This is a genomic window from Hungatella sp. L36, assembly GCF_014288035.1.
In genome coordinates this window covers 119,691-137,213 of the sequence record NZ_JACOPC010000014.1, presented here as the reverse complement: position 1 = coordinate 137,213, position 17,523 = coordinate 119,691, and the positions used below count along the sequence as shown (strand labels likewise).

Below are 17,523 nucleotides of genomic sequence, written 5' to 3'. Positions count from 1 at the left end.
ACAGGAGGACAAGATATGTTACGCAAGTTAAGACGGGCTGCCGCGGCTGTTCTGGCGTGTGGCTTGCTGACGGCAGCGCTGCCGGGCGCTTCAGGCACGGCTCTGGCAGCGGTGAAAAATGAGACGAGAACACCGATCACTTCCGTGTCGATTAAGGTGCGTTCCGATGTGAAGGCCGACTACGATCTGGATGCGGCTACGGTCTATGTGACGACTGACAGCAATCTCTATACCATCGGAGCCTACACGTGGGTCAGCGGCAATAAGGAATACTGGGAACCGGGAGACGTGCCGAAGGTACAGATCGAGATCCATGCCAGAAGCGGCTGTTATTTCGAGAAGACCACAGGAGCGGGGAAGTTCCAGATCTCGGGAGCGACCTATGGCTCGGTAAAACGCCAGAATAATAATGAGACACTCCTTCTGACTGTAAAACTGACACCGGCCTCCGGCACGCTGGATATTACGAATTCCGCGGAGTGGGTAGGCTATCCGCTGGGAAAAGGCACCTGGGAAGAGGTTCCCTACGCCGGAGCGTATGAGCTGAAGCTGTACCGCGACGGCCAGATGATTCAAGGCGTGGCAAAGGTCAACGCCACCACCTATGATTTCTATCCCTTTATGACCCAGGCGGGCCGCTACCAGTTCCGTGTCCGTGCAATCCCGAAGGATACGGAGGAACAGGGTTACATAACCAGCGGTGACTGGGTATATTCCGATGAACAGGATATCGATGACGACCAGACATACAGCCTGGGAGCGGGCAGGCAGAATGCAAATCTGACACCGGCTAACATCGGATGGGTGAAGAATTCAGACGGATGGTGGTACCGCAACGCGGACGGAAGCTATCCTGCAAATACGTGGCAGAACATCGGCGGCTTATGGTATCTGTTTGATTACGATGGTTACATTTTAACCGGATGGCAGATGAAAAACGGCAAATATTATTACCTGGACAGCAACGGTGCGATGCAGACAGGCTGGTTCCAGGATAACCGGAAGTGGTATTACCTGGCGGCCGACGGAAGCATGCAGACCGGCTGGATGACGCTGGGCGGCAATACTTACTACTTCGACAGCGACGGAAGCATGCACACCGGGTGGCTTCTGGACAACGGAAAATGGTATTACTTCGCACCGGATACCGGAATGATGGTGCGCGGGACGAGTGTCGGCGGCTACTATCTGAACTCTGACGGAGTCTGGGTTCATTAAGAAATGATTACAAACCACTGTATTTTATGGCTGAAACAGGAAACAGCCACAAAATATGGTGGTTTTTTTGTATTTCCTTATGGCTGCAAAAGATGCCTCACAATTTTTGCACGAAATAAAAATTTGCATTTTCAATTTGGAAGCTGATGGAAAGTTATGGAAAAACGTAAGAATTATTACAAAAACAGACTTTTTTCTTAAGTTTTAAGTTGACGTAACGATATTAAAAAGTTATACTAAAAATAACCAAATTTTGTAACCAAAAGCAAAATAAGAGGGGTGCTTGGAGGGGGAAATATGTTTATAGTGCCAATTACGAGGCTGGAAGGAGTTTCATCTTTGGAGGAGATGAAAAAACTTGACAAGACCCCGCAGAAACAGGTGAAAAACAGTTTTCAGAATATATTGACGGACGCGGTAAAGGAAGCGGATCAGGCAGTAAAAGATACCAGAGAAATGGACGTGAAGCTTGCTGCCGGACAGATCGATAATTTACATACAGCCTTGATTCAGGCAGAACAATCCGCTGCTGCAATTGAGTTTACGACCCAGCTGACCAGTAAGGCAGTCAGTGCGTATACTCAGATTATGGGAATGCAGATCTAAAATAACAGAAAGATAGCAGTGGTGGAACTATGGGTATGAAAGAAAAAGTAAAAACGGCTGTCGACGGCAATGGTACGGTCGGCCGTCTTTTGGGCAGCAAAAAAAAGAAAGCCGCGGCAGCGGGGATACTGGCAGCGGTCATTATCGCACTGGCAGCGGCAATTCTGTTAAATACGAATAAAGATGGGGAATACGTGGTGCTCTTCCCCGGTATTTCAAGAGAAGAGAATAACGAGATACTCGCAGTGCTGAACGGTCGTGGAGTCGGCGCGAAGAGAAATGCAGAAGGAGAAGTGACGGTTCCGGAGAACCAGGTCGGTGACATTATGCTTGATATGTCAGAACTGGGATATCCGAAAACGGCACTTCCTTTTGACATTTTTTCGGATAATATGGGCTTTACAACGACGGAATTTGAGAAGCGCCAGTACCTTCTGTTAAACCTTCAGGACAGAATTGAGCGGACACTGAAGGACATGAACGGCATCAAGAACGCCATAGTGACGTTAAACGTATCCGACGACAGCAACTACGTGTGGGACGATCAGGGGGCTGACAGTACAGGCGCGGTCTCCCTGACGCTGATGCCCTCCTGTGAGCTGTCACCGGAGAAGGTGGGCGCCATCAAGAACCTGATTGCCAACAGCGTTCCCAGGCTTCTGCCGGAGAACGTGACCGTAGTCAACGCCGAGACCATGCAGGAGATGGTATCCGACGATGTGGGCGGTCTGACCAGCTACGGTCTGGGACGTCTGGATTTTGAGGCAAAGGTGGAGAAGCGGCTTCAGGATAAGATCATGAACGTGCTGACTCTTGCGTATCCTCAGGGACAGATCCGCGTATCTGCTACTGTAGTCATCGATTACGATAAGATGATCACCGAGGACCTGCAGTATGAGCCTCAGGACAACGGTCAGGGCGTGGTGGATCACTATAAGTCGGGCCAGTCGGTAAGCGGCCAGGGCGGAGGCGCCGGCGGTGTGGCCGGGGAAGAGAATAACACGGATATTCCGACTTATGGTGCGGCAGGAACCGGCGGAGCCAATGGATCTAACGGCGATTACTACCGCGATGTGGATTATCTGGTTGGCTATATTAAGAAGCAGATCGAGAAAGACAATGTGAAGCTGCAGAAGGCCACCGTGGCCATCGCAGTGAATGACAATAATCTGACGGAGTCGAAGAAGCAGCAGCTGATCGACGCGGCGTCGAAGGCTGCCAATATCGCACAGGAAGACATTGTGGTATCCAGCTTCCAGCAGATTGCGTCGGATAAAACTCCGGAACCGGAAAAACCGGTGATTCCGGTGACGGCTCCGGGAGTCGGGGGAATCGATCCGCGTGTGCTGGTGGCGGGAGCCGCGGCCGGCGTTTTCCTATTCCTCGTGCTTCTGTTCCTCGTTTTACGCCACAGAAGAAAGAAACAGAGAAAAGAAGACCAGGAGCTTTTCGGACCGTTTGAGGGAGATGCTTTTGATCTGGACAGCGACATTGCGGAACGCGCCGAAGAGCGCGCAGTGGAGAACCAGATTGCCGACGTTCCGGTAAGACCCCAGGATCCGGTGAATCAGGTTCGTTCCTTCGCAGAGGACAATCCCGAGATTATCGCATCCATGATAAGTACCTGGCTGAAGGAGGAGAAGAAGTAATATGCCGGCAGAAGAAAGAAGACCAGCAGAAAAAGCTGCGGCCGTCATATCCATGCTCGGTACGGAACGGGCCTCCGAGGTGTTCCGGTATCTGACAGAGAATGAAGTGGAACAGCTGTCCATGGAGATTACGAGACTCCCTCACCTGGCACCGGATGAGATGGAGGATATTGCCAAGGACTTTTATAATTGTTGTGTGACGGAAAAGGTGATTACCGAGGGCGGAAAAGACTACGCCAAGGAAGTGCTGGAAAAAGCATTTGGCCAGCAGCAGGCCAGAAATTTGATGGACCGGGTCAGCAAGGCGCTTAAGACCAAGGCATTCAGTTTTATCAGAAAAGTGGATTATAAGACCCTGATGACTGCCATACAGAACGAGCATCCTCAGACGCTGGCGCTCATACTGTCATACGCCACGCCGGAGCAGGCGTCCAAGATCATCGCCAATCTGCCCCAGGAGACACGGGTGGATGTGGTGGAGCGCATCGCGGGCATGGACCGGGCTCTGCCGATGGCAATCAAGATCGCGGAAGAGGTGCTGGAGAAGAAGATCGGCTCCTCGTCTTCGGAGGAGACCATGGAGGTGGGCGGACTCAACTACATCGCCGACATTATGAACCATGTGGACCGCAGCACGGAGAGAGATATTTTTGACGAACTGAACTTAAAGAATCCCCAGCTTGCCGAGGATGTGCGCAAGCTGATGTTTGTATTTGAAGATATCGCATACCTGGATCCGCTGTCTATCCAACGCTTCTTAAGAGAGACAGATTCCAAGGATCTGGCGGTTGCGTTAAAGGTGTCCAACAAGGATGTGATGAGCGCAATTTTTGCCAATATGTCCAACCGTATGAGAGAATCCATACAGAGCGACATGGAGTACCTGCATAATATTCGTATGAGCGACGTGGAAGAGGCGCAGCAGAGAATCGTGGCTGTGATCCGCCGTCTGGAGGAAGAGGGCGAGATCGTAATCTCCAAGGATGGAAAGGATGAGATCATTGTATAGGGTAATCAAGTCCGGACAGACGGTGCTGGGGGAAGGAAGAGTTCCGGCCTATCAGATGAACGGCCCCGAGACCGCCCAGGCGGAGGAGATAAGCGGGGAACCGGGTAACGCGGCCAGAGAAGCCGCGGATGGAGCGGTGCCCCGTTATGCACTGATATCCGAAGAAAAGAGAAAGATTCTGGAACATGCCAGAAACCAGGCAGAACAGTCTGCCGCCCGGATTTTAGAGGACGCTTACGCCCAGCGGGATAAGATTGTGAACACGGCCCTGACGGAAGCGGAGCGGCTGAAGCAGCAGGCAGAGGAACACGGCTATGAAGACGGGATAAACCGGGCCGAAGCGGACATATCCGATGGGCTAAAAATGATTGGGCGGTCCGTGGAACAGGCGGGACGCCAGCTGGAAGAGCACTCGGAGGAGATAAAGGCAAGAATTACAGAGATGGCCCTTGTGATCGCGGAAAAAATTCTGCAGAGAGAAGTAGGCGCCGGTGCAGAGGGACTGGCCGATTTAGTGGAGCAGGCCGTGATGTCGGAGCGGGATAAGAATGAGATCACCGTGCATTTATCGGATGACTCCATCACTCTGGTGGAGGAACTGGAGACACGTCTGGAACCATTGAGAGACAGAAACGGCGGATACGTTCGCATCAGGCCGGAACAGCAGCAGCCTGGCTATGTGCAGATTGAGACGGAGGAAGGGATCGTGGACGCCTCCGTGTTTGTACAATTGGAGAATTTAAAGCGGCAGCTGGCGGAATTGCTGAAATAGTGTGACAGGCGGCGCATAAGATGATAGAGAATGTGAGACAGGCGGTTCAGAACGCCAATTTGTATACATATCTGGGGAAAATAGACAAGATCGTAGGAACCACGGTGGAAGCCATGGGGCCTGCCTGCAGGATCGGGGATGTCTGTGCCATCGATGTCCCGGGAGACAACCCGCCGGTGAAGGCGGAGGTCGTGGGATTTCGTGAAAACAGGGTACTCCTGATGCCCTACGAGGAGACAGAAGGCATTGGGTACGGAAGCGCGGTCCGCAATACGGGGGAGCGTCTTCTCATACCGGTCTCCAATGAGCTGATCGGCCGTACCGTGGATGCCATGGGAATGCCCATCGACGGGCAGGGGCCTTTGGGAGAAGTCGCTTATTATCCCATAACGGGAAAACGTTCCAACCCCATGGAACGGCCCAGAATCGACACTGTGATCCAGATGGGAGTCAAGGCCATCGACGGCCTATTAACCATCGGCAAGGGGCAGAGAATGGGAATCTTCGCCGGAAGCGGTGTGGGAAAGAGTACACTGATGGGCATGATCGCCAAGAATGTGAAGGCGGATGTCAATGTCATTGCGCTGGTTGGTGAGAGGAGCCGTGAGGTTGTGGAATTCATCAACCGGGATCTGGGAGAAGAGGGCTTAAAGCGCTCGGTTCTGGTAGTGGCCACCTCCAACCAGTCCGCTATGATGCGGTCCAAATGCACCATGACGGCCACTACAATCGCGGAGTATTTCAAGGATCAGGGCATGGACGTGCTTCTGATGATGGATTCCCTTACCCGATTCGCCATGGCGCAGCGGGAAGTGGGACTAAGTATCGGAGAACCGCCGGTAGCGAGGGGGTACACGCCCTCCATTTACTCGGAGCTTCCGAAGCTGCTGGAGCGCTCGGGCAATTTTGAGACAGGCTCCATCACCGGAATCTACACGGTTCTGGTGGAAGGCGACGACGCCAATGAACCGGTGTCCGATACGGTGCGCGGCATTATTGACGGCCATATCATGCTGTCGAGAAAGGTGGCGACGCAGAACCGCTATCCGGCCATCGACATCTTATCCAGCGTCAGCCGTCTGATGAGCGACATTGTGATGCCGGAGCACAAAGCGGCGGCCGGAAAGATCCGGAAGCTTCTCTCGGTCTATGAGAGCAACATCGATCTCGTTTCCATCGGAGCGTATAAGAAGGGGACCAATAAGGAACTGGACGACGCGCTGATGAGAATTGATAAAATATATGAGTTTTTGCAGCAGAAGACGGATGAGAGCTTCTCCCTTGATGAGGCCGTCATCCGTATGATCCAACTGACCGAATAGAGAGGTTCTTATGAAAAAGTTTGCATTTTCACTGGAGCGAATGCTGAATTTCCAGAGTCAGAATCTGGAAAAGGAGATGGGAATCTTAGGCAGGATGACCGCAGAGCGGGATGCACTGGAAGCCCAAAAACAGGATATGGCAGAGAAGGCCGCAGGCGTGCAGGCGGATATAGCCAGGCGGGAGGCAGAGGGAACGACGATATTTATGCTGAAAGCCTGCTTCTCTATCCTGGAAAGTGCAAGGAACCAGCTGGAGGAGATGGAGGAGGAGCTTAGGCTTTTACAGGCAGGGCTGGAACGGCAGCGTCAGATCGTGACGGAGGCATCCAGAGAGGTAAAGAAGCTGGAAAAGCTGAAGGAAAAACAGTTAGAGGAATACCACCGCGGCGAAGCGAAGGAGCAGCAGGAGACCATAGCGGAACATGTTGCGGGTAATTTCGTGCGGCGTGGTGCTTCCCAATAAATATGTCACAGAGAGAAAGGCGGTGAGAAGAGAATGAATATGGGAACAGCCATGAAGGCTGTGGGAACCGGCTGGAAACAGTCTGGAACCACAGACAATGGAAAGGGCAGAGATGCAGGAAAAGCCGATTTTGCCGATACCTTCAGCGAGATGTTAAAGGCGGGAAAAAAGGCGTCAGAGTGGAGAAAGCAGACACAGAATACGCAGAAGGCAGCGGAGGCGCAGAAGATCACAGATGCGCAGAGGATCACAGACGCGCAGAAGATCACAGATGCGCAGGCGGATCAGAAGGCGGCCGATACCGGAAAGGATGCGGTGAAGGCGGAAACCTCCGGACAGGATAACACGGCAGTAAAGAAAACGCCGGAAAAGAAGCAGGAGCCGGAAAAAGCCGATGACAGAACCGTGCAGGATGAAGCAGCGGCAGCGGCAGCCGCTCTGGAAGGAATGGCAGAGCAGCCGGCAGTTATGGCGGAAGACCCGGTCGAAGCAATGGAGCATGGCATGGAAGCAGAAGCTGGCGGACTGCTGGCGGTAACAGAGGCTGGAGGGATACTGGATCAAACAGCATCCACAACAGAGACCGGAGCGGGACAGCGCACCGGAAATGCGGAGGTTCGGCAGGCAGCTGCAAATACGGGCACATCGGAAGCACTAAAGAATCAGGAGGCGCTTTACCAGACAGCGGCCCAGAAACCAGGGGAAACAGGAAGCGGCCGAAAGACAGAAGCTATGGAGCCCGCAGCAGCGGAAACCCAGGTTACTGCCGATGATATGGCGGTGCAGACGAAGAACAGCACAGGCAGAGATGAGGGAACATTTTCCGATCTGCTGAAGGACCAGTCGGACCAGATGAAGGCCATGGGAGCCGGAAAACGGGTTCAGACAGAAGATGAGACCGATGGTGATGAGGCGCTGGACAACCAGATGCTGGAGGAGCTGAAGAAGAATTCAGACGGAAAAGGCGTAACGTATCTCGATAAGATAAGCGCGTCGAGGCAGGGCGGATTCCGGGGCGTGCCGGCGGTGGACAATACCGCTTCCGATATCCACACACCGGTTGCAGAACAGCTGAAGGCAGGCGTGGAGCAGGGCATGAAACGGGAACTGTCGGAATTTACCATCAAGCTGAAACCCGAAGGTTTGGGAGAGATCATCGTACATATGGCCAGTGCAAACGGCAGGACGTCAGTCAGCATCGGAGTATCCAACCCGGAGACGGAGAAGCTGGTGAACAGCCAGATGACGAGCTTAAAAGAGATGCTGCAGCCGCTTCACGCGGAGGTGGAGGAGGTATACCACAACAGCCAGGGCGGAATGGATTTTGCAGGATTTGGCCAGGAGCTTTACCAGAATCAGGGGCAGCAGGCCCGGGGACATTACCACCACGGTATGAATCAGGGAATGACGGCCGACGACGGCGTGTTTGCACAGGAAACAGAGCGGATGGCGGCGGAAAGCCTGGTACGCAGACTGTATGCATATGTGTAAATACCCCATGAGGACAGGGCTGATAAGGACAAAAATGATAAGGGCAGAAATGATAGGGACAGAAACGAAAAGAAAAGGAGAGACATGTCAGTACAGATACCAGACTATACGAATCCGTACTTAAGGACTGCATCTTCCGGCAGCAGCGGACCAGGAGCACTGGGAGACAACACACCGGCAAAGGCATCGAACGACAGCGATAAAGACACGGAAGGCACCGATGGAACTTCTGGGAGCAATGATGTCATAGACGCGGTGTTTGGAGACGCATCCGACAAGGCCGTCAGTATGGACGATTTCCTGACTCTGATGGTAGCCCAGCTGAAAAACCAGGATTTTATGAATCCGGTGGACGATACCCAGTATGTAACGCAGCTGGCCCAGATATCGACCATGCAGCAGATGGAGGAGATGGCATATAACGCCAAGAGCACCTATGTGACCTCACTTGTCGGCAAGACGGTTACGGCTGCAAAATTCACGGTCGCCGGGGACTTAAAGAAGACGGAGGGCATCGTAAACAAGGTTTCTCTTCTGGACGGGAAATTCGTGATCTATGTGGAGGGAGAATCCTACAGCATGGATGAGATTATGGAGATCAGGACAGAGGAAGCAAAGAAGGATGACGGCAAGGACCCGGATGCAGGCAGCGACGGGGACAAGGACGGAAACGATCCGGGAGACAAGGATCCGAAGGTATGAGAGACTGTGAGGTAAGGAGGTAAGAGAATGGATTCCATGATATACAACAAAATGCTTCATACCCCCATATGTACAGGAAAACCGTGGGAAGCCGCGAGGAACAAGCCGGCGGAGGGCACGGAAGAAAGCAGCGCATTCAAGGAACTGCTGGAACAGAAGTTAAAGGAAGAAAGCCAGGTGGCGTTCTCCAAGCACGCGGTAGAGCGGGTGATGGAGCGGAGCGTGGATATATCTTCTGATAAGCTGGAACGATTGAATGAGGGCGTGAAACTGGCCGGAGAAAAGGGGCTTAAGGCTCCGTTAATCCTGATGGATTCCACGGCATTTGTTGTAAATGTAAAGAATAACAGAGTAGTGACAGTTGTGAACGAGGAGAGCTTAAAAGGCACTGTCTTCACAAACATTGACGGAACCGTTATGGTATAGCCGGTCCTTTTGGAGGCTATTCTTACCCCGATTGACGGACGGGTAAGGCGGTTAGAAAAGGAGATATAAACTATGTTAAGATCATTATATTCCGCAGTGTCCGGTATGAAAGCACACCAGACGAAGCTGGATGTTATCGGCAATAATATTGCCAACGTGAATACGTACGGATTTAAATCCAGCCGTGCGCGTTTCCAGGATGTATTTTACCAGACATTACAGAGCGCCGCAGGCGGCGACAACAATAAAGGCGGAACCAACGCCAGCCAGGTTGGCTACGGTTCCCAGTTAGGCGGCATCGATCTGGATATGAGCCGTTCGGCGCTGCAGTCCACAGGCAGACCAATGGACGTGGCGATCACAGGCGAGGGCTTCTTCCAGGTTATGGATGCGGACGGAAATATCTTCTACACGAGAGCGGGGAATTTAATGCTGGATTCCAACAGCGGCAACCTGGTGGACTCCAACGGTTACACGGTTCTCGGCGTGTCCGGTGATCCGCTCGGAAAGGCGCCATCCTCCGACAAGATCCATTTGAACATTCCGACCAAGTCCAGCGGACTGGCATCCAAGACACTGAATATCAACGGAACCCAGTTTACGATCACTTCGGAGAAGGCGACGACGGACGCCAACGTATCCATTACCTTCAAGGCGGAGGATAATCTGCCTTCCGGTTCCGATATCGTCGTAAATTCTTCCGATATCAACGATTCCAGCATTACCGTGCATGTGAATAAAAATGCCATATTTACAAGTCTTTCAGACTTTAACAGCAAGATGAACAGCGCCATCACCCGTGGATGCGGCGGAAAGGCCCATCCGGGCGGAAACTTTACCATCACCGCGACACCGGCGGAGAATGTATTCCAGAAGCCGCTGACCGGCGCGGAGCTGCTGGGCGACCATTTTGGAATCAACGAAGGAACCTTCGAATTTGCCACCTCCACGGATGCAGCTGACGGTATCTTCGGCGGACTGAAGTTTTCCGGCATGAGCACGAGCCCGGCCTTTGATGCGGCGGGACCGGTGGACTTTAAATCAGAATTGAAGCCGGGCACAGGCGGTAAGATGGCCTGGGTGGTGACGGCGACGGTCGGCGGACGGGAGTTTGTCGGTGAAATAAATGAGAACACCACAACCGCAGGCAAGATGTGGCTGAAGGAAGCCGGTACGGGACAGTACATCGAGATGAGCCATCCGGGGTACACCGCGATTACATCTTCTTTTAACGGCGGTTCAGGAAACACGGCTCAGTCTTTTCACAATGTGACGATGCCTGCGGCAGCAGGAACCGGATTCTTCAATAAGAGCATGAGTCTCAAGGACTATGGTACCTCGGGAATCAACCCTGGCGACAACATCGAATACAGTGCGGTAAAGATTCCTGCCAGCGCGGGCAATAAGGCAAAATGGCATGTGACCGCAGTAAGCGGCGGCAAGACGTACTCCGGTGATATCAGCGAAGGCGACGCTGCCGGAGATCTGGTGCTTACGGAAGAGGGCGGCACTGCCCTGACCATCGATCACAAGGGCTATTCAGACATTAATACCGCATTTTTAAATGCGGATGAGGCGGATAAAACATACGCTTCTTTCATACCCAAGGACAACGCGGGTACTATCACGGCCGCGACACAGTCCAACGATGTAGGCCTCGGAAGCGGTACCTTTACGCTGGAAAACGGTACGGAAGGCGGCGCGATCTCCCTCTCCGGCGCTTCGATCGCCATTCTTGGAAACGGTATCATTGAAGCGACCCATCCGGATAAGGGAAAAATTCAGATCGGACGCATCGATCTCGTTACCTTTGAAAATCCGTACGGCCTGGAAGAGAACGGCAACTCCTATTTCCGTGCAACCTCCAACTCCGGCGAGGCCAAGGCCTGCCAGGCTGGTGAGGACGGAACAGGAGCGTTAAAGACGTCTTCACTGGAGATGTCCAACGTGGATATATCCACAGAGTTTTCCGACATGATCGTAACACAGAGAGGTTTCCAGGCCAACTCCCGTATTATTACGGTGTCGGACTCGATTCTGGAAGAACTTGTAAATCTGAAACGATAACAGGAGGTGGTATCGGTGATTCCCTTAAGTAAGTTAAATGGCGAGGAGTTCATCCTCAACTGTGATTTAATCGAGATGATTATGGAAAATCCCGATACCACGATTCTTCTGACCAACGGCAAACACTTGATTGTGCGGGAATCAAAGGAAGAGGTAGTCGAACGGGTAGCAGCATTCCGGAGAAAGACGTTCAGCGATCTGATTGAACAGATCAAAGGATAGCTGCGGCGGAAATACAACAAGAAAAGTTTAGAAAAGGATGTAGCAGATATGGATATCATGTCAATTCTGGGTTTTATTTTGGCGGTAGTGCTGGTACTGTTCGGTATGACCTTTGATCAGGAGGCCATGAAACTGGTCTTTCACAATCTAAGGGCGTTTGTCGATATTCCAAGTATGGCCATTACCTTAGGAGGCACCATCGGAGTTATGATGCTGTCCTTCCCCTCCGGGGCGTTTAAAAAGATAGGGAAACATTTAAAAATCATTATAAAACCGTATAAGTTCGATCCGGAGCAGTCCATTGAACAGATCGTGGAGCTGGCGACGGAGGCCCGTATGAAGGGACTCCTCTCCCTGGAGGACAAATTAAGTGAGATTGACGAGCCATTTATGCACAACAGCCTCTTACTGGTGGTAGACTCCGTAGATTCGGAAAAGGTCCGCCAGGTCATGGAGACGGAGCTGGATCAGTTAGATGAGCGTCATGCGCTGGACCGGGGATTCTATGAGAAAGCGGCCAGCTTTGCGCCGGCGTTTGGTATGATCGGTACACTGGTCGGCTTAATCCTGATGCTGGGCAACATGCAGGACGTCAACGCCCTGGCAAAGGGCATGGCGACGGCCCTGATCACCACCCTGTACGGCTCTCTTCTGGCCAACATTGTGTGTCTGCCGGTGGCAAGCAAGCTGAAGGCGAGACACGATGAGGAGTTTTTATGTAAACAACTGGTTCTGGAAGGCGTTCTGGCAATCCAGGAAGGGGAAAACCCGAAATTCATAGAAGAAAAACTTTATAAACTGCTTCCGGCCAGCCGCAAGAAGACGGACGAGGATAAGGATCCTGTGAAGGAAGAGGGAAAGCAGAAGAAAAAGAGCAGACGGAAGAACAGAAAGAATGAGGAATAAAAGGAGCTTATGGCGATGGCGAAGGAAGTAGAAAACCAGGGGATCATAAATATGACGGACCGGCAGGTGTTTGATGAACTGATTAATCTGCACGCGAAGGCGGCGGGGGAATCCCTGTCATCGATTCTGAAGGCGGATATAGAGATCAGCGGCCCGGAGATTTCGGAGATAACGGTGAAGGAAGTGGAATACGGGATTTTGGAACCGGCCATCTTCGTGAAGAGCTGTCTGACCTCCGGAGTTGCCGGCAATATGGTCATTATCCTGCGCCAGCGGGATATGCAGGCGTTCCTAAATGAGCTGATGGGAATCGATGATCTGCCCGACCCGGATTTCGAGTTTGACGAGGTCGCCATGAGCGCGGCCACGGAGCTGATGAACCAGATGGTCCACGCATCCGTGGAGGTCATGGCTGAATACCTGGGCAATACCATGGAGTCATCGGACTGCCAGCTGATCTTATCGGACGGCAGGCAGAACCTGTCCCCAGCCATCGGTGAAGCTCCTGAATCAAAGACGATCGTGATTCATTACCGTGTGAAGATCAAGGACATGGTGGAATCTGAGTTTATGGAATGCATATCTACTACGGCGGCTGACAGCTTGTATCAGGAGATAGGGACCAGGAGGGAAGCGGATAAGAAGGCGGAGGCCGAGGCGAAAGCCATGGAGGAAAGCCTTCTCGTGAAACCGGTGCAGCCGGGCGCTGTTCCGGTGTCGGCCGGGAGAGAGCACTTACAGTCCGCAGCTGAGAGCCGCACGGTGAATTCTGCGGCGGTGGACGGCGGGCGGACCGTATTCCAGGCTTCTCCGTCGATAAACGGCAATCTGGGCCTCATCATGGATGTCCCCTTAAACGTCTCCGTTGAGATCGGAAAGACCAGACGAAGACTGAAGGACGTGCTGAACTTTAACAACGGCACGGTGGTGGAGCTTGACAAGCAGGCGGATGCGCCAGTGGATATCATCGTAAATGGACAGCTGATCGCCCGCGGGGAGGTCGTCGTGATCGACGATAATTTCGGGGTCCGTATCAGTGAAATCGTAAATACAAGAAGTATTATTGGAAATGGTGAATAAATTTGAAACGGTTTAATATCCTTGTGACAGCGGGAATCATCGGAATCATTTTCCTGATTCTGATCCCCCTGCCGACGCCCATACTGGATTTTTTATTTATACTGAATATCACGTTGTCGCTGCTGATTCTTGTCATGACGATGTATATCCGGGAAACGCTGGAGTTCTCCGTGTTCCCGTCCCTTTTGCTGATCACAACGCTGTTCCGGCTGGGGCTCAACATCTCCTCGACGAGGAAGATCCTGTTTGACAACGGTTACGCGGGGCAGGTGGTTAAAACCTTCGGACAGTTTGTAATCCGGGGGAACGCGGTCATCGGTTTCATCATATTCCTGATCATCGTGCTGGTACAGTTTATCGTTATCACCAAGGGTTCGGAACGTGTGGCCGAGGTTGCGGCCAGATTCACCCTGGACGCCATGCCGGGCAAGCAGATGGCTATCGACGCTGATCTAAACAGCGGTCTGATCGATGAACAGCAGGCCAGGGAGCGGCGCTCGAAAATCCAGAGGGAAGCCGATTTCTTCGGTTCCATGGATGGCGCTACCAAATTCGTAAAAGGTGATGCGATCATATCCATCATCATCACGCTGATCAACTTCGTAGGCGGCATTGTCGTCGGTATGATGAACGGCCAGGGGAGTATCTCCGAGATCATGCAGATCTACACCACGTCAACAATCGGAGACGGTCTGGTATCCCAGATCCCGGCGCTTCTGATCTCTGTGGCAACCGGTATGGTGGTGACGCGTTCCGCATCGGAGAACAGCTTAAGCGAGGACTTGACGAGCCAGTTTCTGGCGCAGCCTAAGGTGCTTATGACGGCCGGCGGCGCGGCAGCCTGCCTGTGTCTGATTCCGGGATTCCCGGTGCCCCAGATTCTCATGATATCAGCAATGATGATCGGAGGCGGATACGTGCTTTTGAAACGGCAGAAGACCATCGTGGCTGAGGCGGCGGAAGGATATGTGGAAGCGGAAGTGACCAGTGAAGCTTCCTTCTATAGAAATATTGAAAATGTATACGGTCTTCTGACCGTGGAACAGATTGAGATGGAATTCGGCTACAGCCTGATACCGCTGGCGGATGAGAGCAACGGCGGCAACTTCATCGACCGTGTCGTCATGTTCCGTAAGCAGATGGCTCTGGATATGGGCTTCGTAATCCCGTCGGTCCGGATTAAGGACAGCGGGCAGCTCAATCCCAACCAGTACAGCATCCTGCTGAAGGGCGAAGAGGTGGCCAGAGGGGATATCCTGATGGATCACTATCTGGCGCTGCCGCCGGGAGGGGAGGCGGATGACATTCCGGGCATCGATACCATCGACCCCGCATTCCACATTCCGGCCAAATGGATCAGCGAAGATAAAAAGATCCAGGCGGAACTGGCGGGCTATACGCTGATTGATCCCACTTCGGTGGTTATCACCCATTTATCCGAGGTGGTGAAGGAGCATTTACATGAACTTTTAAACCGCCAGGAAGTCAACAATCTGCTGGAAACACTGAAAAAAACAAACGCCAGCATTATCGAGGACACGATTCCCGCTGTGATTACGGTGGGAGAGCTTCAGAAGGTGCTTTCCAACCTGCTGCGCGAAGGAATACCGATCCGCGACATGGAGACGATCGTGGAGACGCTGGGCGACTATGGAACCCAGATAAAGGATACGGATATGCTGACGGAATATGTGCGTCAGGCTCTGAAGAGGACCATTTCCCATCGTTTCTCCGAAGCGGGGCAGATGAAGGTCTTAAGCCTGGACGACAAGATCGAGAATATGATCATGTCATCCGTAAAGAAGGTGGATACTGGGTCCTATCTGGCGCTGGAGCCATCGGCCATTCAGAATATCGTGGCGTCGGCCACCGGAGAGATCAATAAGATCAAGGATCTGGTCAATGTGCCGATCGTGCTTACGTCCCCGGTTGTACGGATTTATTTTAAGAAACTGATCGACCAGTTTTACCCTAATGTAACAGTGGTGTCGTTCAGTGAGATCGATAATAACATACAGATACAGGCTTTGGGGAATATCGCCCTGGGCCAGAGGTAACGGTTTATGCAGATGGAACAGATGAGCAGAGAAGAAGGGAAGGCGGTGCTTTCGGTTTACTTAAAGAACGGAAGCCAGGAGCTGCGGAATAAGCTTATCGTCCACTTCCTCCCCATCGTCCGTTCCGCGGCGGCACAGCTTCGCGGGATGTCAGGCAGTTCCACGGAGGAAGAGGATTTGATCGACCAGGGAGTGCTGGCGCTGATGGAGTGTCTCGACCGGTATGATGTGTCGAAGGGAGCCCAGTTTGAGACGTACGCGTTTATCCGCGTGCGGGGGGCCATGATCGACTATATCAGGAGCCAGGACTGGGTGCCTCACAGGGCCCGCAGTTTCCAAAAAAAGGTGGATGAGGCGTATTCCATGCTGTCCCATGAGAAGATGCGGGAACCGGACGCGGATGAAGTCGCGGGTTTTCTGGATATTCCGGTGGAAAAGGTGGAGAACCATTTAAAGTACATGAACCACGCAGCAATACTTTCCTTTGAAGCGGTGCTGCAGGACATGACAGGTGTGATTGCAAAAGGGGAACTGGAAGCGACGGACGTCGATACGAAGCCGGAGGAAAGCCTGTTTTATAAAGATCTTCAGAGAACGCTGGCGGAGGCGGTAGAGGCATTGGGCGATAAGGAACGGCTCGTCGTGTCGCTGTACTACTATGAGGAACTGAAATATTCGGAGATTGCCGAGGTCATGGGCATCGGCCAGTCCCGGGTGTGCCAGATTCACACGAAGGCAATGAAAAAACTAAAGAACAGTCTGGAAGAATATGTGAGAGGATAGGGAACCATATGTTTTCAGGATTTTATACAGCCGCCTCGGGCGTGCTGATGAACCAGAGGGCACTTAACATTTCGGCCAACAATATTGCAAATGTGAAGACCAGCGGATACCAGAGCAAACGTCTGGTAAAGACCACCTTTGACGAACAGCTGGTGCGTCAGATGAACGGACAGACCACAGGCATCGGCGGCGGTTCCACCATATCCGTGGCGGAGCGCGAGATGACGACCCACAGACAGGGCGCGCTGGTGGATACCGGTAAGAATTTTGACATGGCGATCAGCGGCGACGGTCTCTTCGTTATTCAGGGCGAAGACCGGCAGTATCTGACACGCAACGGCCATTTTACTCAGGATGAGGACGGTTATCTCGTTCTAAAAGGAATCGGCCGTGTCATGGGAGACGGCGGTCCGATTCAGGTGGAAGAGGGCGGTTTCCGCGTGGGTGAAAATGGAATTATCTACGACAGCGAGGACGGTGAGCTGGAGCAGATCCAGATCATGGTCCCGGATAATTACGATAACCTGGCATTTTACGACAACGGTACGTACGGCGCCGAAAACGGTGTGGTTCTGACACAGGTGTATCCTGAGGTCTATCAGGGGAAGCTGGAAGAATCGGGCGTGAATTTGAATTCTGAGATGACGCGGGCCATGGAGGTTCAGCGTGCATTCCAGTCGTGCAGCAGGGCTCTGACGATCGTGGATCAGATGAACCAGAAATCAGCTTCGGAGATCGGGAAGCTGTAGG

General features: G+C 52.6%; 17 protein-coding genes. All 17 read left to right on the top strand.

The window, feature by feature from the left end; translation table 11 throughout:
* Positions 1 to 15: 15 nt before the first annotated feature.
* The 17 genes from H8S80_RS26030 to H8S80_RS25950 all read left to right on the top strand — a co-directional run bounded on the left by H8S80_RS26030 (position 16) and on the right by H8S80_RS25950 (position 17,522).
* Positions 16 to 1,218 carry a PspC-like choline-binding domain-containing protein gene (locus H8S80_RS26030; protein ID WP_117633033.1) on the top strand — a complete coding sequence of 401 codons (1,203 nt, stop codon included), beginning with the start codon at positions 16 to 18 and terminating at the stop codon, positions 1,216 to 1,218.
* Between the two features lie 297 nt (positions 1,219 to 1,515).
* Positions 1,516 to 1,824 carry a flagellar hook-basal body complex protein FliE gene (gene fliE, locus H8S80_RS26025; protein WP_002605118.1) on the top strand — a complete coding sequence of 103 codons (309 nt, stop codon included), beginning with the start codon at positions 1,516 to 1,518 and terminating at the stop codon, positions 1,822 to 1,824.
* A gap of 29 nt (positions 1,825 to 1,853) precedes the next feature.
* Positions 1,854 to 3,473: a flagellar basal-body MS-ring/collar protein FliF gene (gene fliF / locus H8S80_RS26020; protein ID WP_117633032.1), complete on the top strand. Its 1,620-nt coding sequence runs from the start codon at positions 1,854 to 1,856 to the stop codon at positions 3,471 to 3,473.
* Between the two features lies 1 nt (position 3,474).
* A complete protein-coding gene (fliG, locus tag H8S80_RS26015; protein ID WP_002605116.1) occupies positions 3,475 to 4,482 on the top strand; it encodes a flagellar motor switch protein FliG in 1,008 nt (335 codons plus the stop codon).
* Complete coding sequence (locus tag H8S80_RS26010) at positions 4,466 to 5,254, top strand: FliH/SctL family protein (RefSeq protein ID WP_117633031.1); 789 nt, start codon at positions 4,466 to 4,468, stop codon at positions 5,252 to 5,254. Before fliG ends, H8S80_RS26010 begins: the two co-directional genes overlap by 17 nt.
* A gap of 20 nt (positions 5,255 to 5,274) precedes the next feature.
* On the top strand, positions 5,275 to 6,576 hold the full coding sequence (locus tag H8S80_RS26005) for a FliI/YscN family ATPase (protein ID WP_002605114.1): 1,302 nt from the start codon (positions 5,275 to 5,277) through the stop codon (positions 6,574 to 6,576).
* A gap of 10 nt (positions 6,577 to 6,586) precedes the next feature.
* Positions 6,587 to 7,039, top strand: coding sequence for a flagellar FliJ family protein (locus tag H8S80_RS26000; protein ID WP_029467106.1), 453 nt, complete (start codon positions 6,587 to 6,589; stop codon positions 7,037 to 7,039).
* A gap of 33 nt (positions 7,040 to 7,072) precedes the next feature.
* On the top strand, positions 7,073 to 8,530 hold the full coding sequence (locus H8S80_RS25995; protein WP_117633030.1) for a flagellar hook-length control protein FliK: 1,458 nt from the start codon (positions 7,073 to 7,075) through the stop codon (positions 8,528 to 8,530).
* Between the two features lie 84 nt (positions 8,531 to 8,614).
* Positions 8,615 to 9,232: a flagellar hook assembly protein FlgD gene (locus H8S80_RS25990; RefSeq protein WP_002605111.1), complete on the top strand. Its 618-nt coding sequence runs from the start codon at positions 8,615 to 8,617 to the stop codon at positions 9,230 to 9,232.
* Positions 9,233 to 9,259: 27 nt separating this feature from the next.
* Positions 9,260 to 9,658, top strand: coding sequence for a TIGR02530 family flagellar biosynthesis protein (locus tag H8S80_RS25985; RefSeq protein ID WP_002605110.1), 399 nt, complete (start codon positions 9,260 to 9,262; stop codon positions 9,656 to 9,658).
* 72 nt (positions 9,659 to 9,730) lie between these two features.
* A complete protein-coding gene (locus H8S80_RS25980; protein WP_117633029.1) occupies positions 9,731 to 11,725 on the top strand; it encodes a flagellar hook-basal body complex protein in 1,995 nt (664 codons plus the stop codon).
* Between the two features lie 15 nt (positions 11,726 to 11,740).
* Positions 11,741 to 11,947: a flagellar FlbD family protein gene (locus tag H8S80_RS25975; protein WP_002605108.1), complete on the top strand. Its 207-nt coding sequence runs from the start codon at positions 11,741 to 11,743 to the stop codon at positions 11,945 to 11,947.
* Between the two features lie 48 nt (positions 11,948 to 11,995).
* A complete protein-coding gene (locus H8S80_RS25970) occupies positions 11,996 to 12,853 on the top strand; it encodes a motility protein A (protein ID WP_002605107.1) in 858 nt (285 codons plus the stop codon).
* 15 nt (positions 12,854 to 12,868) lie between these two features.
* Positions 12,869 to 13,933 carry a flagellar motor switch protein FliN gene (fliN, locus tag H8S80_RS25965; protein ID WP_117633028.1) on the top strand — a complete coding sequence of 355 codons (1,065 nt, stop codon included), beginning with the start codon at positions 12,869 to 12,871 and terminating at the stop codon, positions 13,931 to 13,933.
* A 2-nt stretch (positions 13,934 to 13,935) separates the two neighbouring features.
* Entirely contained in the window at positions 13,936 to 15,990 is a 2,055-nt protein-coding gene (gene flhA, locus H8S80_RS25960; RefSeq protein ID WP_117633027.1) for a flagellar biosynthesis protein FlhA, read from the top strand.
* A gap of 6 nt (positions 15,991 to 15,996) precedes the next feature.
* Positions 15,997 to 16,773, top strand: coding sequence for a sigma-70 family RNA polymerase sigma factor (locus H8S80_RS25955; RefSeq protein WP_117633026.1), 777 nt, complete (start codon positions 15,997 to 15,999; stop codon positions 16,771 to 16,773).
* A gap of 8 nt (positions 16,774 to 16,781) precedes the next feature.
* Positions 16,782 to 17,522, top strand: a complete 741-nt coding sequence (locus tag H8S80_RS25950) for a flagellar hook-basal body protein (protein WP_002605103.1) — start codon at positions 16,782 to 16,784, stop codon at positions 17,520 to 17,522.
* Position 17,523 lies beyond the last annotated feature (1 nt).

Bases quoted from the DNA above. Each gene is read 5' to 3' on its own strand.
- H8S80_RS26030 (WP_117633033.1), top strand. From the start codon at position 16: ATGTTACGCAAGTTAAGACGGGCTGCCGCGGCTGTTCTGGCGTGTGGC.
- fliE (WP_002605118.1), top strand. From the start codon at position 1,516: ATGTTTATAGTGCCAATTACGAGGCTGGAAGGAGTTTCATCTTTGGAG.
- fliF (WP_117633032.1), top strand. From the start codon at position 1,854: ATGGGTATGAAAGAAAAAGTAAAAACGGCTGTCGACGGCAATGGTACG.
- fliG (WP_002605116.1), top strand. From the start codon at position 3,475: ATGCCGGCAGAAGAAAGAAGACCAGCAGAAAAAGCTGCGGCCGTCATA.
- H8S80_RS26010 (WP_117633031.1), top strand. From the start codon at position 4,466: ATGAGATCATTGTATAGGGTAATCAAGTCCGGACAGACGGTGCTGGGG.
- H8S80_RS26005 (WP_002605114.1), top strand. From the start codon at position 5,275: ATGATAGAGAATGTGAGACAGGCGGTTCAGAACGCCAATTTGTATACA.
- H8S80_RS26000 (WP_029467106.1), top strand. From the start codon at position 6,587: ATGAAAAAGTTTGCATTTTCACTGGAGCGAATGCTGAATTTCCAGAGT.
- H8S80_RS25995 (WP_117633030.1), top strand. From the start codon at position 7,073: ATGAATATGGGAACAGCCATGAAGGCTGTGGGAACCGGCTGGAAACAG.
- H8S80_RS25990 (WP_002605111.1), top strand. From the start codon at position 8,615: ATGTCAGTACAGATACCAGACTATACGAATCCGTACTTAAGGACTGCA.
- H8S80_RS25985 (WP_002605110.1), top strand. From the start codon at position 9,260: ATGGATTCCATGATATACAACAAAATGCTTCATACCCCCATATGTACA.
- H8S80_RS25980 (WP_117633029.1), top strand. From the start codon at position 9,731: ATGTTAAGATCATTATATTCCGCAGTGTCCGGTATGAAAGCACACCAG.
- H8S80_RS25970 (WP_002605107.1), top strand. From the start codon at position 11,996: ATGGATATCATGTCAATTCTGGGTTTTATTTTGGCGGTAGTGCTGGTA.
- fliN (WP_117633028.1), top strand. From the start codon at position 12,869: ATGGCGAAGGAAGTAGAAAACCAGGGGATCATAAATATGACGGACCGG.
- H8S80_RS25955 (WP_117633026.1), top strand. From the start codon at position 15,997: ATGCAGATGGAACAGATGAGCAGAGAAGAAGGGAAGGCGGTGCTTTCG.
- H8S80_RS25950 (WP_002605103.1), top strand. From the start codon at position 16,782: ATGTTTTCAGGATTTTATACAGCCGCCTCGGGCGTGCTGATGAACCAG.